General features: G+C 63.8%; 14 protein-coding genes. 11 read left to right on the top strand and 3 right to left on the bottom strand.

The window, feature by feature from the left end; translation table 11 throughout:
* Positions 1 to 156: 156 nt before the first annotated feature.
* From RY1_RS16165 to RY1_RS16135, 7 genes are all read left to right on the top strand, one after another.
* Entirely contained in the window at positions 157 to 609 is a 453-nt protein-coding gene (locus RY1_RS16165; RefSeq protein WP_072804925.1) for a GtrA family protein, read from the top strand.
* Between the two features lie 58 nt (positions 610 to 667).
* Positions 668 to 2,929: a DUF2254 domain-containing protein gene (locus RY1_RS16160; RefSeq protein WP_072804795.1), complete on the top strand. Its 2,262-nt coding sequence runs from the start codon at positions 668 to 670 to the stop codon at positions 2,927 to 2,929.
* Positions 2,913 to 3,974, top strand: coding sequence for a Dyp-type peroxidase (locus RY1_RS16155; protein ID WP_072804793.1), 1,062 nt, complete (start codon positions 2,913 to 2,915; stop codon positions 3,972 to 3,974). The genes RY1_RS16160 and RY1_RS16155 overlap by 17 nt, the downstream gene beginning before the upstream one ends.
* The gene (locus RY1_RS16150; RefSeq protein ID WP_072804791.1) at positions 3,971 to 4,780 is read left to right on the top strand and encodes a family 1 encapsulin nanocompartment shell protein; all 810 of its coding nucleotides are present in this window, start codon (positions 3,971 to 3,973) and stop codon (positions 4,778 to 4,780) included. Before RY1_RS16155 ends, RY1_RS16150 begins: the two co-directional genes overlap by 4 nt.
* Positions 4,777 to 5,670 (top strand): alpha/beta fold hydrolase, encoded by an 894-nt coding sequence (locus tag RY1_RS16145; protein WP_072804789.1) that lies wholly within the window; start codon positions 4,777 to 4,779, stop codon positions 5,668 to 5,670. Before RY1_RS16150 ends, RY1_RS16145 begins: the two co-directional genes overlap by 4 nt.
* Before the next feature lie 120 nt (positions 5,671 to 5,790).
* Entirely contained in the window at positions 5,791 to 6,750 is a 960-nt protein-coding gene (locus RY1_RS16140; protein ID WP_072804787.1) for an acyl-ACP desaturase, read from the top strand.
* A 78-nt stretch (positions 6,751 to 6,828) separates the two neighbouring features.
* A complete protein-coding gene (locus RY1_RS16135) occupies positions 6,829 to 7,533 on the top strand; it encodes a M50 family metallopeptidase (RefSeq protein WP_072804785.1) in 705 nt (234 codons plus the stop codon).
* Here RY1_RS16135 and RY1_RS16130 read toward each other — a convergent pair.
* From RY1_RS16130 to RY1_RS16120, 3 genes are all read right to left on the bottom strand, one after another.
* Positions 7,478 to 8,911 carry an NAD(P)/FAD-dependent oxidoreductase gene (locus tag RY1_RS16130; protein ID WP_072804784.1) on the bottom strand — a complete coding sequence of 478 codons (1,434 nt, stop codon included), beginning with the start codon at positions 8,909 to 8,911 and terminating at the stop codon, positions 7,478 to 7,480. The genes RY1_RS16135 and RY1_RS16130 overlap by 56 nt on opposite strands.
* A 171-nt stretch (positions 8,912 to 9,082) precedes the next feature.
* Entirely contained in the window at positions 9,083 to 9,391 is a 309-nt protein-coding gene (locus tag RY1_RS16125; RefSeq protein WP_072804923.1) for a hypothetical protein, read from the bottom strand.
* An 84-nt stretch (positions 9,392 to 9,475) separates the two neighbouring features.
* Positions 9,476 to 10,495, bottom strand: a complete 1,020-nt coding sequence (locus RY1_RS16120; RefSeq protein ID WP_072804782.1) for a LacI family DNA-binding transcriptional regulator — start codon at positions 10,493 to 10,495, stop codon at positions 9,476 to 9,478.
* Between the two features lie 431 nt (positions 10,496 to 10,926).
* On the opposite strand from RY1_RS16120, the gene RY1_RS16115 reads away from it, so the two are divergent.
* From RY1_RS16115 to rhaS, 4 genes are read left to right on the top strand one after another with little or no spacing between them, the layout of a single operon-like run.
* Entirely contained in the window at positions 10,927 to 12,465 is a 1,539-nt protein-coding gene (locus RY1_RS16115; RefSeq protein ID WP_072804780.1) for a sugar ABC transporter ATP-binding protein, read from the top strand.
* A complete protein-coding gene (locus tag RY1_RS16110) occupies positions 12,462 to 13,517 on the top strand; it encodes an ABC transporter permease (RefSeq protein WP_072804779.1) in 1,056 nt (351 codons plus the stop codon). The genes RY1_RS16115 and RY1_RS16110 overlap by 4 nt, the downstream gene beginning before the upstream one ends.
* On the top strand, positions 13,507 to 14,532 hold the full coding sequence (locus RY1_RS16105; RefSeq protein WP_072804777.1) for an ABC transporter permease: 1,026 nt from the start codon (positions 13,507 to 13,509) through the stop codon (positions 14,530 to 14,532). The genes RY1_RS16110 and RY1_RS16105 overlap by 11 nt, the downstream gene beginning before the upstream one ends.
* 28 nt (positions 14,533 to 14,560) lie before the next feature.
* Positions 14,561 to 15,640, top strand: a complete 1,080-nt coding sequence (gene rhaS / locus RY1_RS16100; protein WP_072804922.1) for a rhamnose ABC transporter substrate-binding protein — start codon at positions 14,561 to 14,563, stop codon at positions 15,638 to 15,640.
* Position 15,641 lies beyond the last annotated feature (1 nt).

Genomic DNA, 15,641 nt, shown 5'->3' with positions numbered 1-15,641 from the left:
TGAACTTCGATTTGGGACGTCGTTCACGCGAGAAGGCCGAGAAGTCCGACTCTGCGTAAGAGACGTACGTCATAGTCGGGGATCGATTGTCGTACATCTGCGGTTGTATTGATCCGTGAGCGGTCCCTCTCGCTCTGTGAACAACTGGAGACAAACGTGAGCAGCTCGGTGGAGACGCGGTCAGGGACCGATACATGTGGTCCCAGGATCAAAGCCAGATTCCTCGGTGAGTCGGCCACCGCTCAATTTGCACGTTTCGTCTTCGTCGGCGCATCCAGCAACATCCTCTATGCGGGTGTGTTCATCGCGCTGGCGGCAGCGGGCTCCTTCACCGCCAACATTGCAGGCATCGCGGCGAGCACCGTTTTGGCCAACGAGCTTCACCGTCGTCACACCTTCCACGCAGTGGATCGAGTGGGCTGGCTCCAGGCGCAGTGGGAGGCCGGTGGACTCGCACTGGTCGGCCTCGCGCTCGGCACAGCTGCCCTCGCCGCAGTGCACGTTCTGTTTCCCGGGGCATCGTCCTTCGTGCAGATCCTCGCGGTCATCGGAGTGAGCGCAGCCACGGGGGCTCTCCGGTTCGTCGCGCTACGTGGTTGGGTGTTCTGACGATCCTCCCGCCGCCTCGGCGATAGGCTGACCTCGCTCTTTCAGCGAGGAGGCCGTGATGGGTAGATGGTTCGTTCAGACCGTCGTCGACAACGGGCGTCTGCCGCTGTTCTTTCTGCTCGTGTCGTTTCTACTGGCGTTTCTGTTCATCCGATTCAGTGTGAGGATGATCCGGGCCGAGGTGTCCTGGTGGCCCGGCAACGTCACACCCGGCGGTATGCACATTCATCATGTGATGTTCGGGCTGGTCATGGTGCTGATCTCCGGTTTCGCCCTCGTCGCGATCGCCAACTACGACACACCCGTGGCCAACTGCATCCTGGCCAGCGTGTTCGGTATCGGTAGTGCGCTGATGCTCGACGAGTTCGCATTGATTCTTCATCTGCGCGACGTCTACTGGGCAGAGGAAGGCCGCTCGTCGATCGATGCGGTGTTCGTCGCGATCGCGATATCGGGGCTGTATCTCCTCGGCGTGCACCCCATCGGATTCGCAGGCGATTTCGATGCTTACCAGCAGGATCGTTCGTTGGTGACTCTCGCACTCGTCCTCGGCGGTCTTGCCTCACAGTTGTTGCTGGCTGCGATCACGCTGCTCAAGGGAAAACTGTGGACCGGGCTGGTCGGGTTGTTCTTCGTGCCGCTGCTGATCGTCGGCGCCATCCGACTCGGGCGTCCGTCGTCGCCGTGGGCGCGGTGGCGGTACGCGGACAAGCCCGACAAGCAGACCCGAGCGTTCAACCGGGAGAAGCGGTTACGTGAGCCGGTGGTACGCGCGAAGATCGTGGTCCAGGAAGCGCTGTCCGGCAGGTTCGGTGTACCGATCGAGGTCTCCGAGATCATCGAACAGGTTCCGCTGATTCCCGGGCACAAACTCCCCAACCGGTGGCTCGCCGCGGTGCGGTGGTCTCGAACGCGTCGCCGACTGCGTCGGACTCCGGTGTGGCGACTGCCGATGATTCTGGTGTCGCTGTCGATCGTGCTCGCGTTCGTCTTCGTCGCGCTCGACGACGAATTCGGCAACACCGACGGTGCAGTCACCATCGAGTCGGAACTCGACATCGGTGCGACGGCGACGCTACTGAGCGTCATCGCGGGCGGCATGATCACGCTGACCGGTCTCGTGTTCACCGCCATCACCCTCGCCATGCAGTTCGGTGCATCCCAGATCTCGGTCCGCGTGGTCCCGATGCTGCAGCAGGAAGGCATCATGCGATGGTCGATCGGGATGTTCCTGTCCACATTCGTCTTCTCGGTCATCATCGCATCCGACCTCGCGTTGTCGGGAGAATGGACGGCCCCGGTTCTGTCGACGTCGGTCGCGATCCTGCTAGCGTTCGTCAGCGCATTCCTGTTCATCGCATTGGTCGCACGCGTCGGCGTGATACTCAATTCCGCTCGGCTGCTGCGGTGGATCGCAGCCCAGGGACATACATCGACAGTGCGGATGTACCCCAACAGCTCCGGCGCGGTTGATTCTGGCGCGGTGGATTCTGGCGCTGGGGTTTCGGCACCACTGCCGGCGGCCGCGTCGGTACTGCCGCCGGACGAACCGACGGGCACGACGACTGTTCGCCTGAAGCAGCTGTCCCCGGACGGCCGGATTCTGTTGGCGGTGAACCTTGCCCGAATCGAGCGCCTCGTGACCAGTTGGGGTGTGACGGTCGAGCTACTGCCGACCATCGGGGAGTTCGTTGCACAGGATTCGGTGCTGTTCCAGGTCGAGGGCCCTCAGCTGAGGGTTCGCCCGCATCAGTTGATGGCGTGCCTGGTCTTCGGTGACACCCACAGCCCGATGGTCAGTCCTGCTGCGGCACTGCAGGCCATCGTCGACATTGCGCTCAAGGCCTTGTCCCCGGCCATCAACGATCCTGGCCGTGCCGTGCAGGCCATCGATCACCTCGAGGATCTGTTGATGACCATCGCCCCTCGTGTCCGGTCCGAACCTGCAGAATCGGCTCTGCGGCGGATTCGCGGTGCCCGGCGAACGTGGGCGGATTACGTCACGATCGCGACCGACGAGATCAGGCACTTCAGCACCAATTCGACGCAGGTGCAGCGTCGCCTGCGGTCGTTGTTCGTCACCTTGCTGGAAGCATGTCCGGCGGATCAGCACCCGCCGCTGCGTGCGCGACTAGGCGCTCTCGACGCGCAGGTTGCGCGCGAGTGGAAGAGCGATCTGGACATCGAATTGGCCAGTGCCGCGGATCCCCAAGGCCTCGGATCGGAGCGAGGTTCGTCGGGCCGGGTACTGCCTCTCGTCGTCGGTACCAGGCAGCAGGTACCGGATGGCACCGAAACCGGCAATGACGCGGAGAAGTAGCTGTGCAAAACTTGTCTCCGTGACGACGCCGCAACCTGTGCTCTCTCCGCTGACCTCGGCGGCGATCTTCTTGGTGGTCACCATCGAGGAAGGTGGGCACGACACCGTTCGTGAGGTTCTCGCCGATATCCAGGGGCTGCAGCGGTCCGTCGGATTCCGGATTCCCGACGGCAAGTTGACGTGCGTCGTCGGTATCGGCTCCGATGCGTGGGATCGTCTGTACGACGGCCCGCGGCCGGCCGAGCTGCATCCGTTCGTCCCACTCACCGGTGCGGCGCACAGTGCGCCTGCGACACCGGGAGATCTGCTGTTCCATCTGCGCGCGCAACAGATGGATCTGGTGTTCGAAATGGCGACGCAGCTGATGAACGCGCTGGCAGGTGCTGTCGTCGTCGTCGACGAGGTGCAGGGTTTCAAGTTCTTCGAGATGCGTGACCTCATGGGATTCGTCGACGGCACCGAGAACCCGAGTGGCTCAGCGGCGTCGGTGGCAGTGTCGGTGGGAGATTCCGATCCCGAGTTCGAGGGCAGTAGTTACGTCATCGTGCAGAAGTATCTGCACGACATGGATTCCTGGAACTCGTTGGCGACCGAATCGCAGGAAAACGTCATCGGCAGAACCAAATTGACCGATATCGAGATGGACGACGACGTCAAGCCGTCGAACTCGCACACCGCACTGACGGTCATCGAGGACGAAAACGGTGAGCAGCAGCAGATTCTGCGCAACAACATGCCGTTCGGACGTGTCGGCGCCAAGGAATTCGGTACGTACTTCATCGGCTACTCGTCCACTCCTGCGGTGACCGAGGAGATGTTGCGCAACATGTTCATCGGTAAGCCGGAAGGAAATCACGACCGGATACTGGACTTTTCCACCGCGGTCACGGGCACACTGTTCTTCGTGCCGACCGTCGACTTTCTCGAGAATCCGCCGGACAAGCCGGTCGCGAGTGTTCCCGAGGTCGCCGTCGTCGAGTCCGACGGGTCACTCGGAATCGGAAGTCTGAAGCCATCATCGACGCAAGGGAGTCCTGTCCTATGAGTAACCTGCATCGCGAGCTCGCGCCGATCTCGGCTGCGGCCTGGGCGGAGATCGAAGAAGAGGCGACACGAACGTTCAAGCGCAACGTGGCCGGTCGTCGGGTTGTCGATGTGCAGGGACCGTCGGGGCTGACGCTTGCTGCGGTGGGAACCGGGCATCAGAAGCCGATCTCGCCGATCGCCGACGGCGTGATCGCTCATGCGCGTCAGTCGCAGCCGGTGGTCGAGTTGCGAGTTCCGTTCACCATCAGCAGGCAGGCCGTCGACGACGTCGAGCGCGGCGCACGCGATTCCGATTGGCAGCCGGTCAAGGATGCGGCGACGCAGATCGCGTTCGCGGAGGACCGCGCGATATTCGAAGGGTATGCGGCAGCGGGGATCACGGGTCTGCGTGAGGCAGCGTCGAATCCGGAGCTGAAGCTACCGGCCGATCCGCGCGAGTACCCGGAGACTGTGAGCCAGGCCATCACTGCATTGCGTCTGGCCGGTGTCAACGGTCCGTACTCGTTGTTGCTCAGTGCCGATGCGTTCACTGCGATCAACGAGACCTCGGACCACGGCTACCCGATCCGTGAGCACCTCCGTCGTCTGCTCGACGGCGAGATCATCTGGGCCCCTGCGATCGACGGGGCGTTCCTGCTCACCACACGCGGCGGTGATTACGAGCTGCATATCGGCCAGGACCTGTCCATCGGCTACCTGTCACACGACGCGACGACCGTGGAGCTGTACTTTCAGGAATCGTTGACCTTCCTCGCGTACACCAGTGAGGCCGTCGTGCCCCTGGTCGCAGCGTCGACGGTATGACCGATATGGATGTCCCTCAGTGGTATTCGGATGCGATTGCATCGAAGCCCGTCGAGTCGAGCATCGAGGTGCTCGGGACGAGCGTGCACCTGAAGTCGTGGGGTGAGCCGGACAGGCCGGGTGTGGTGCTCGTGCACGGTGGAGCGGCGCATTCGGGTTGGTGGGATCACATTGCGCCGTTCCTCGCTCGTCGACATCGGGTGGTTGCGCTCGACCTCAGTGGTCACGGTGATTCGGGCCGGCGCGAGGTCTACAACTTCGACGTCTGGTCGACGGAAGTGCTTGCTGTCGTCGAACATTCGAACTTCGAGCGCCCGCCCGTGCTGATCGGTCACAGCATGGGCGGCTGGGTGTGCATGGCGTCGGCGACGGACGATGCGCGAGTTTCGGGCGTTGCTGCGATCGACACGCCGCTTCTGTCGCTGTCGCCGGAAGAGATCGAGGCCAGGGACCGAAGAGCATTCGGCCCGCTGAAGGTGTATCCGACACTCGAGGTCGCGCTGTCTCGTTTCCGCACCGTGCCGGATCAGGCGGATTCACTGCCGTACATCATGGACCGCGTCGCGCGAGAGTCACTGTTCGAGAACGAGGGAGGCTGGTCGTGGAAGTTCGATCCACGTGTCTTCGGAAGTGCTCGGCCGACTCCGGATCTGTTGCGGGCGGTGCGCTGTCGGGCGGCGTTGTTCCAGGCGGAGCGCGGTTTGGTGACCGACGAAGTCGCGTCGGACATGTACGAGTTGTTCGGCCGGAGTGCGCCGGTCATCGACATTCCACTCGCCGGACACCATGTGATGCTCGATCAGCCACTGCCGCTCGTGGCGGGTCTGCTGACGCTGCTTGCGGATTGGGATCATTCGGTCGCTCACGTCGGTGACTCAGCTCACCTGTGAGGGCCCCCAAAAGGCAGCATCGATGACTTGCTACTTCTAACAGAGTTTCCGTCGCCGAGGAGTTGCACCGGTCGAACAGACCTACGCTGTCGTAGGTAGTCGATTCGAGGAGGCACGTCCATGGTCAGGGAACTTTCGCAACTGGATCTTCTGCGTGAGTTGGTTCCGGTCGCCGAAGACAACGTGAACCGCCATATCTCCATGGCGAAGGAGTGGCACCCACACGACTACGTCCCGTGGGATTCCGGTCGCAACTTCGCCGCGTTGGGTGGTACGGATTACGACCCGGAGCAGAGTCAGCTCTCCGAGGTCGCGCGGGCAGCGATGATCACCAACCTGCTCACCGAGGACAATCTGCCGTCGTATCACCGCGAGATCGCGGAGAACTTCTCGCAGGACGGCGCCTGGGGCACGTGGGTCGGCCGGTGGACCGCCGAGGAGAACCGTCACGGCATCGTGATGCGCGACTACCTCGTCGTCACCCGAGGCGTCGATCCCGTGGCGTTGGAGCGGGCACGCATGATCCACATGACCAACGGTTTCGCGTCACCGGCGGGTTCTCATACCGGTCTGTTGCATTCGGTGTCGTACGTGACATTCCAGGAACTCGCGACGCGTGTATCGCATCGCAACACCGGCAAGGTCTGCGACGACGCCATCGCGGACCGCATGCTCCAGCGCATCGCCGCCGACGAGAACCTGCACATGATCTTCTACCGCAACATCTGCGGTGCGGCGATGGACATCGCCCCGGATCAGACGTTGAAGGCAGTGGCGGACATCGTCATGAAATTCGAAATGCCCGGCGCGGGCATGCCGAATTTCCGTCGCAACGGTGTTCTGATGGCCAAGCACGGCATCTACGACCTGCGTCAGCACCTCGAAGAGGTGGTGTGGCCGGTGCTGCGGAAGTGGAAGATCTTCGAGCGCGAGGATTTCACCGGCGAAGGTGAGAACAAGCGCGAAGAGCTCGCCGCGTTCCTCGAGGACCTCGAAGTGCAGGCCACCAAGTTCGAGGAAATGCGCGACCGCTCGCTCGCCAGGGATGCGGCCAAGGCCGAGAAGCGTCGGGCGTCGTAGTTATCCTGCCTGGATCGCCGGACGCAGGTTCGCTGGACGCAGGAACGCCCGACACAGGTTCGCCGGACATACTGTGGTGTGTCTGAATTCTGGGACCGCATTTCTGCGGTGAGTCCTGATCCGCCCGTCTGGATCGTCCAAGTTGCAGCGTTGGTGGCGTTGGCCGTCGTGCTGATTCCGCAGACGTGGCGGATCGCGCGCAACGTCGTGACCATCGCACACGAGGGCGCGCATCTGTTCTTCGCGTTGATCACCGGGCGGCAGCTGATGGGTGTCCGGTTGCATTCGGATACTTCGGGCGTCGCGATATCGAAGGGCAAGCCGACGGGGCTGGGCGTCATCGTCATGACGTTCGCCGGTTACGTCGGACCGTCGTTGTTGGGGCTCGGCGCTGCGCTGGTGCTCGGCACGCAGCACGCGTCCGCGGTGTTGTGGATAGGCATCGTCTCGATCGCACTGATGCTGCTGATGATTCGCAACCTCTACGGGTTGCTGTCGCTCGTCGTCGTCGGTGCATTGCTGTTCACGGTCTCGTGGTGGGGAACCGGGGAACAGCAGGTCGCCGCGGCGTACTTCATCACGTTCTTTCTGCTGATCGCGGGCCCGCGGCCCGTCCTCGAACTGCAGCGATCACGCAGTGCGGGACGGGCGCGGGACTCCGACGCCGATCAGTTGGCTCGCCTGACGTTCCTGCCGGGAATCGTCTGGGTTGGCCTGTTCCTGCTCGTTACGGTCGGCTCTCTTGCAGTGGGCGCGTGGCGGATTCTGGTTCCGGTGCAGTAGCCGGCTCGGGTGCGGTGAAGTACACCATCGCCCGACGCGCATCGACTTGCTGCTCGGTGATCGCGAGTTGGCCGCGGCCACGGGAGAAGAACGCCGTCAACCACGAGATGACCGTGGTCAGGCGGCTGCGGAAGCCGACGATGTAGAGCAGGTGGACGAGCAGCCACATGACCCAGGCGATGAATCCGGTGACCTTGATCGGACCGACCTGCGCGACAGCGGAGAACCGCGACACCGTGGCCATCGATCCCTTGTCGAAGTACTTGAACGGCGTGCGCTCGGGCACGGTTTTGCCTGCACGCACCGCTTCGACACCATCTTCGATGACCCGGGCTGCATAGCGTCCGCCCTGGATCGCGACCTGTGCGACGCCGGGGAGCTTGCCCAGGCTCATCATGTCGCCGACGACGAACACCTCGGGGTGACCGGGGAGTGTGAGGTCGGGGTTCACCAGGACGCGGCCCGCGCGGTCGATCTCGGCGCCGGACTGCGCGGCGAGGGTCTTGCCCAGTGGGCTCGCGGCGACACCCGCGGACCAGACTTTGGTGCGCGCGGAGATCCGGCGGACGGTGCCGCCTTCTCGACCGTCCAAAGGCAGGTCTTCGACGGTCAGACCGTTGGCGTCGAGGTCGGTGACCATCGCGCCGAGCTGGATGTCGACACCCATCTTCGTCAGACGCTTGGCTGCAGCCTGGCCGAGGGAGTCGGCGAACGGCGGCAGGACCTTCGGCGCGGCGTCGAGCAGAATGATCTTGGCCGAGCGTGAATCGATGTGGCGGTAGGTGCCGTCGAGGGTCTTGGTGGCGAGTTCGGCGATCTGACCTGCCATCTCGACACCCGTGGGCCCTGCGCCGACGACGACGAAGGTGAGCAGTCGCTCGATCTCTTCGGGGTCCGTGGACAGTTCGGCCTGGTCGAAAGCGCCGATGATGCGTCCGCGGAGCTCGAGCGCGTCGTCGATCGTCTTCATGCCGGGTGCGTACTCGGCGAAGTGGTCGTTGCCGAAGTACGACTGACCGGCGCCGGCGGCGACGATCAGGCTGTCGTATCCGGTCTCGGTGATCCGCTCGAGAAACTGGCTGGTGACGACCTTGTTCTCGAGATCGATGGAATTGACCTCACCGAGGATGACCGACGCGTTGTGCTGGTCCTTGAGGATCATCCGGGTCGAAGGCGCGATCTCTCCCTCGGACAGAATGCCCGTGGCCACCTGGTAGAGCAGCGGCTGGAAGAGGTGATGTGTGGTCTTCGCGATCAGCGTGACGTCGACGTTCGCCTTACGCAGCTGCTTGGCTGCGAACAGCCCACCGAACCCGGAGCCGATGATGACGACGTGATGCCGGTGAACCCGCGCGGCGAGTGTGTTGGATGGGGACATGGGTGTGTCCTTCCACGTTCGGGACGAGCCGCTGTGAGGCCGTCGTGTGTGCTGTGTCACTATGTTGATTGAACAGTACACCAAGTTCTTGTGCGAATGTTAAGACATTCACACGCCTCCGGCATCAGGCCGTACGCGGTGCTTCAGTCGCCGTGTTTCAGTCGCCGTGCTTCAGTCCTTGTGCGGCGAGCGCTTCCCGGTCTCGCGGTCCACGTCCAGAACCACGTCGGGCGAATCCGGGTGGTAGACAACCGGCTCGGGTGCGCCCTTCTCACGCACGCTCGCACGGAGCGAGAGCAAGCCGCCCGCGAGAAGTACGACGGCAGCGACCCCCGCTATCACTGCCCAGCCCTCGAACCCGCCGCCGAGCGCGGTGAGGAACAGCCCCGCGGCGACGACCGTGCCCATCAACAGCACGATGGCAGTGCGATTCTCCGCATCCTTGACCCATCGTGAACTACGCGCCTTCTTCTCGGACATGATTTCCAGCCCCTTGTCGTCATGTCGGTGTGTCGGTGTGTCGGCGTTCACCGGCACGCGCTCGAATACCCAGTGTGGCGCAGTTCACACTCCGCCGCGCCACCCGTGATCGGTCGAACCGCGTACGACGAGGGACGGGGTGAACGTCATCTGCCTGAACTCGGTGCCTCCAGGAGCATTCACCTGCTCGAACAGCAGCTCGGCGGCGGCGTGACCCAGCTCGGCGCGGGGCTGGGCGATCGAGGTGAGCGGAACGGCCGCGCCTGCCGCGTAGTCGATGTCGTCGTAGCCGACGATGGCGAGGTCGTCGGGGACCCGAAGTCCGCGTTGGATGTATTCCTGCAGAACACCGAGGGCCAGCAGGTCGTTGGCGCAGACGGCACCGGTCGGTGGCTCGTCGGACATGTCGAGGATCCGGCCGGCCGCCTTGGCGCCCGCTTCGATGGTCAACGACGGAGACCAGATGGTCGACATGCGTGTGCTGGCCGATTCCGCGACCGCGTCGAGTGCGCCCGCGCGCCGATCGCGTACCTGTCTGATGCTCTCGGGGCCGCCGACGAACACGAGATTGCGGTGGCCCAGATCCATGAGGTGACGGGCGGCGAGACGTCCGCCGTGCACGTCGTCGACGGCAACCGACGACCGACCCGGTGCACGCGATCCGCGATCGAGCAGTACGACGGGGGTGCCCTGACGGTCCAGCTTCTCCAGCATCGGGATGTTCTCGCCGACGGGGCTGAGCAGGATGCCCTGGACGCGTTGTTCCATCAACAGTCGGAGCTGACGATTCTCGCGTTCCTCCGATTCGCCGCTGCCGACCAGCACCATGAGCAGATCGTGCGCGTCGGCGACGGATTCCGCCCCGGCGGCGACATCGAGGAAGAAGGGGTTGCGGGCGTCGAGTACGACGACGGCGAGCATGCGTGACTGACCGGCACGGAGCTGCCGAGCCGCGTCGTTGCGGACGAATCCCAGTTGCGCGATGGCGGCCTCGACGCGTTCCCGCGTGGCATCGGAGACCATGTCGGGCCGGTTGAGGACATTGCTGATCGTGCCCATGGAGACGCCTGCGAGAGCTGCGACCTCACGCATGCTCGCTGCCATTTGCCCTCTGCCCTTCCCGGTTCTCAGTGCCCAGTTCTCAGTGCCCAGTTCTCAGTGCCCAGTTCTCAGCGCCCAATGCCCAATGCCCAGTTCTCAGTGCCTGCGCAGATCGACTGCTGAAGATCAACTCGTGCGGATTATGCCATCTCCCGTTATTGAATCGGTTCATCGGCTGTGGTGCAAGATCTGCGTCGGAGGTGCGCAGGGTCGGTGAGACGGAAAATCCGGATGCCGGACGGTGACGAGCATGAACTCGCTGGCCAGGCCGGAGGGCGCCCCGGGCATACCGAGTGCGCGGTTGTAACGATTCAATAACGCCGGGAGTTCGCCGCCACGACGGGGTTGACTTGTGGCCTGCCTCACTCCTAGCTTCTAGAAGCAATATGAACCGTTTCAATCGATCCGGTTCTTCTCGACCGGAGGTCCCATTCATGAGCGTTAGCGGTGCGTCGACGCCCACCCCCTTGCTCGAGGTCCGGAACGTCACCAAATCCTTCGGTGTCGTCGCGGCGGTCGCCGGAGTGTCCTTCCCGCTGTACCCCGGTGAGGCACACGCGCTCGTCGGCGAGAACGGCGCGGGCAAGTCGACGATCGTCAAGATGCTGGCCGGCGTACACAAACCGGACACCGGCTCCCTCGTGGTGCGCGGCGCAGAGGTGTCACTCGGATCGCCTGCGGAAGCCAAGGCGCAGGGCATCGCCGTCATCTACCAGGAGCCGACGCTCTTTTCCGATCTGTCGATCGCCGAGAACATCTACATCGGCGCGCAACCGAGGAAGCGCTGCGGCATGATCGATCGCGGCGCGATGAACGCGGCGGCCGAGACGTTGTTCGCCCGACTGGGCGTTCCGATGGATCCGGATCGCCTCGCGAGTGGACTGTCGATCGCGGACCAGCAGCTCGTCGAGATCGCGAAGGCACTCTCGACCGAGGCGTCGGTCATCGTCATGGACGAGCCGACCGCCGCGTTGTCGGGCAACGAGGTCGAGCGGCTGTTCAAGGTCGCCCGATCCCTGTGCGCCGACGGTGCAGCAGTGCTGTTCATCTCCCATCGCTTCGAGGAGATCTTCGCGCTGTGCCAGCGGGTCACGGTGATGCGCGACGGTAGACACATCTCCACCTCCGAGCTCGCCGGGCTGACGGTCGACGACCTCGTCAAGAGCATGGTCGGACGCGAACTCGGGGCGCTGTTCCCCAAGATCGACGTCGAGCCGGGTGCCGTCGTTCTCGAGGTCGACGGCCTGAGCCGCGCGGGAGTATTCACCGACGTCAGTTTCCAGGTCCGCGCAGGCGAGATCGTCGCGTTGGCAGGGCTCGTCGGCGCAGGCCGCTCGGAGGTGATGCAGGCGGTGTTCGGTGTCGACCCGCGTGATGCGGGCGAAGTGCGCGTGCGCGGCACGGTGTTGAAGCCCGGAAATCCGAAGGCGGCCATGCGCGCGGGCATTGCACTCGTCCCCGAGGATCGGCGTCAGCAGGGCCTGATCCCGGAGATGTCCATCGAACGCAACGCGACGCTCACCCGGTCGGCAGCGCTTGCACGTTTCGGATTCCTGGTCGGCGGCAGCGAGCGTCGCTCGGCCTACGAGTGGACCGCCCGTCTGCAGACCAAGTTCTCCCGCATCACCGACCCGGTCGGCACACTGTCCGGCGGCAACCAGCAGAAGGTGGTGCTCGCCAAGTGGCTCGCCACCGATCCGACGGTCCTCGTCGTGGACGAGCCGACCCGAGGAATCGACGTAGGGACCAAATCCGAAGTGCACAAGATCATTTCCAGACTTGCCAGCGAAGGAGTCGCCATCGTGATGGTGTCGTCCGAACTTCCCGAGGTATTGGGCATGGCCGACCGGGTGCTCGTGATGCGCGAAGGTCGCATCGTCGCCGAGATCGACCGAGCCGACGCCACCGAGGAGACGGTCATGTATGCCGCCATGGGATCCGAGGCCGCCGCAGGATCCGAGACCGCCGCATGACCGCGGCAACGCGCGTTCCCGCAAAGCCGGCAGAACCGTTGAAACCGGTTCGCCGAGAGGGCAGTTCGCTCGTCGAGAAGATTCTGCGGATGCGCTCGCTCGGTATACTCGCCGCGCTCGCCGTTCTCGTACTGGTCACGACGGCCAAGAACAGCTCGTTCCTGTCCTCGCAGAGCATCAGGGACCTGCTGCTCGCAGCCTCGATCGTCGCGGTACTGGTCGTCGGGCAGACGGTCGTCATGATCACCAAGAACATCGATCTCTCGGTCGGTTCGGTTCTCGGGCTGTCCGCCTTCGCGGCCGGATCGGTGATGCACGGTTCGCCGGATCTTCCGATTTTCGTCGGCATACTCGCCGGCATCGCGGTCGGAGCGGTGTGCGGACTGGTCAACGCAGTACTCGTCCGCTTCGGCGGTGTGCCTGCGCTCGTCGTCACACTCGGCACGATGTACATCTTCCGCGGCGTCGCGTACTTCTGGGCAGGCGGTGAACAGATCACCGCCGACGAGATGCCCGCCTCGTTCCTCGATCTCGGCACGGCCAGCATCCTCGGGGTGCCGATTCTCGTACTGATCGCGGTGCTCGCGATCGTCGCCACGGGTGTCTACCTCGGTCGCTACCGCAGTGGCCGCGACCTCTACGCCATCGGATCCAACACGCAGGCAGCCGAACTCGCCGGCATCTCGGTCGGCAAGCGAACCCTCGGTGCCTTCGCATTCTCGGGCGCGATGGCAGGAGTGGCAGGCGTGATGTTCGCGGCGCGCTTCGGAACCGTCGACGCCGCCGCGGGCAACGGCTACGAGCTCAATGTGATCGCAGCAGCGGTTGTCGGCGGTGTCGCCGTGGTGGGCGGCGTCGGAACCATCTGGGGTGCAGCGCTCGGCGCTCTGCTCCTGACGACCATCAACAGTGCCCTTCCGGTGTTGCAGATCGACCAGTTCTGGCAACAGGCGATCGTCGGCGCACTCATTCTCATCGCCATCGCGGCGGACCGCATCGCGGCAGTTCGTGCCGCACAGCAGCTTCGAAAGAGGAGTGCTCATGTCGACTGATCTCGCCGCCGCGCCCGCAGATGCCGGTATCGGCAACCGGGTACGTGAATTTCTCGGAACCTGGGACGCTGCGATCATCGCGCTGACCGTCGTCGTACTCGTCGGTGCCTCGGTGATGAATTCGGACTTCGGCAGCAGTACCAACTTCACGTTCCTGGTGCTCGACCTCGCGCCGATCTTCTTGATCGCACTGCCGATGACCCTCATCATCGTCACCGGTGAGATCGATCTGTCGGTGGCGAGCACGCTCGGTCTGAGCGGCGCAGCGATGGGGTGGATGTGGAACAACGGGTTCACCATCGAGATGATCGTACCGACGTGCCTGCTCCTCGGAGCACTGCTCGGCGCGCTCAACGGATTTCTCGTAGCCAAGCTCGGATTGCCCTCTCTCGCAGTCACGATCGGCACACTCGCATTGTTCCGCGGGCTGGCGTTCGTACTGCTCGGTGACCAGGCAGTGTCCAACTTTCCGCGTGCGTACACCTCCTGGGTGACGGGTACCGTCGGTGAAACCTCCATTCCCAACATCGCGATCCCGCTCGTGGTGCTCGCGGTGATCTTCGGAGTGCTCTTGCAATCGACGTCCCTGGGGCGCAACATCTATGCCACCGGCGCGAGTTCCACGGCCGCGAAGTTCGCCGGCATCGACGGCAACCGAATCAAGTTCTGGCTCTACGTCGTCTGCGGCGCAGTCGCGGCGCTCGCAGGTGTGCTGTGGAGCCTGCGGTACTCGAGCGCACGCGCCGACAACGGATCCGGTCTCGAACTGTCCGTCGTCGCAGCAGTTCTGCTCGGCGGAGTATCCATCTTCGGCGGAAAGGGCAGGCTCGTCGGTGTCCTCGCTGCCGTCGTTCTCCTTGCTGCACTGCAGAACGCGCTACGCCTCGAAGACATCTCCAACGAGGCACTCACCGTCGTGACCGGCGTTCTGCTCATCGTCGCAGTACTTCTTCCGAACATTCTCACCGCTCTTCGCACGGCTTCCCGTCGTCGCAGAGCCGTTCGAGCCCTGTAACCCCTCTCCCCCCATGAAAGGTCCTTCCATGACCAGGATCGCTCGGCGCGTCGCGCCACTGGCAGGCATCGCTGCTCTGTCCCTCGTCCTCGCTGCCTGCGGTGGTACGACGCAGGACTCCGCCGCAGACTCCTCCGACAGCGGCAGCCGCGTCACCGGCACCGCGAACCCCGACGCACCCATCACCGACGGACTGAAGGTCGCGTTCCTGCCCAAGCAGCTGAACAACCCGTACTCCGACATCGAGGTCGCAGGCGGCGAGACCGCTGTCGGTGAGTTCGGCGGCGAGTACAAGCTCGTCGGCCCGAACGACGCAAGCGCGTCCTCGCAGGTGTCGTACATCAACACCCTCATCCAGCAGAATCAAGACGTCATCGGTATCGCAGCCAACGATCCGAATGCGGTGTGCCCGTCGCTGAATCAGGCACGCGACGCGGGAATCAAGGTCGTGACGTTCGATTCGGATGCGTCGAAGGACTGCCGCGACCTCTTCATCAACCAGGCGACGACGCAGGGCGTCGGCGAGTCGCTCGCGAAGATGACGAGCGATCAGATCGGCGGCAGCGGCAAGATCGCCATCCTGTCGGCAACTCCCAACGCCACCAACCAGAACGCGTGGATCGAGGTGCTGAAGAGCCAGCTCGTATCCAACCCCGAGTACGCGAACATCGAGCTCGTGGCGACCGTCTACGGCAACGACGACGATCAGAAGTCGTTCCAGGAGACGCAGGGCCTGCTGCAGACCTACCCGGATCTGAAGGCCATCGTGTCACCGACGACCGTCGGCATCTCTGCTGCGGCACGGTACATCTCGTCGTCGAACTACAAGGACAAGATCGTCCTGACCGGTCTCGGCACCCCCAACCAGATGCGTGAGTACGTCAAGGACGGCACGGTGAAGGAGTTCGCGCTGTGGGATCCCACCGACATCGGCTACCTCGCCGCGTATGCGGGAGCGGCACTGGCGTCGGGTCAGATCACCGGCGCCGAGGGTGAGAAGTTCACCGCAGGTGAGCTCGGCGAGTACACCATCGGTGTCGACGGTGAGCTCGTCCTCGGACCGCCGACGGTGTTCGACGCGGCCAACATCGACCAGTACGACTTCTGAT

This window comes from Rhodococcus yunnanensis NBRC 103083, from assembly GCF_001895005.1.
Lineage (GTDB): Bacteria > Actinomycetota > Actinomycetes > Mycobacteriales > Mycobacteriaceae > Rhodococcoides > Rhodococcoides yunnanense.
This window is presented reverse-complemented; position numbering and strand designations above follow the sequence as displayed.

Bases quoted from the DNA above. Each gene is read 5' to 3' on its own strand.
- RY1_RS16160 (WP_072804795.1), top strand. From the start codon at position 668: ATGGGTAGATGGTTCGTTCAGACCGTCGTCGACAACGGGCGTCTGCCG.
- RY1_RS16155 (WP_072804793.1), top strand. From the start codon at position 2,913: ATGACGCGGAGAAGTAGCTGTGCAAAACTTGTCTCCGTGACGACGCCG.
- RY1_RS16150 (WP_072804791.1), top strand. From the start codon at position 3,971: ATGAGTAACCTGCATCGCGAGCTCGCGCCGATCTCGGCTGCGGCCTGG.
- RY1_RS16145 (WP_072804789.1), top strand. From the start codon at position 4,777: ATGACCGATATGGATGTCCCTCAGTGGTATTCGGATGCGATTGCATCG.
- RY1_RS16140 (WP_072804787.1), top strand. From the start codon at position 5,791: ATGGTCAGGGAACTTTCGCAACTGGATCTTCTGCGTGAGTTGGTTCCG.
- RY1_RS16130 (WP_072804784.1), bottom strand. From the start codon at position 8,911: ATGTCCCCATCCAACACACTCGCCGCGCGGGTTCACCGGCATCACGTC.
- RY1_RS16125 (WP_072804923.1), bottom strand. From the start codon at position 9,391: ATGTCCGAGAAGAAGGCGCGTAGTTCACGATGGGTCAAGGATGCGGAG.
- RY1_RS16120 (WP_072804782.1), bottom strand. From the start codon at position 10,495: ATGGCAGCGAGCATGCGTGAGGTCGCAGCTCTCGCAGGCGTCTCCATG.
- RY1_RS16115 (WP_072804780.1), top strand. From the start codon at position 10,927: ATGAGCGTTAGCGGTGCGTCGACGCCCACCCCCTTGCTCGAGGTCCGG.
- RY1_RS16110 (WP_072804779.1), top strand. From the start codon at position 12,462: ATGACCGCGGCAACGCGCGTTCCCGCAAAGCCGGCAGAACCGTTGAAA.
- RY1_RS16105 (WP_072804777.1), top strand. From the start codon at position 13,507: ATGTCGACTGATCTCGCCGCCGCGCCCGCAGATGCCGGTATCGGCAAC.
- rhaS (WP_072804922.1), top strand. From the start codon at position 14,561: ATGACCAGGATCGCTCGGCGCGTCGCGCCACTGGCAGGCATCGCTGCT.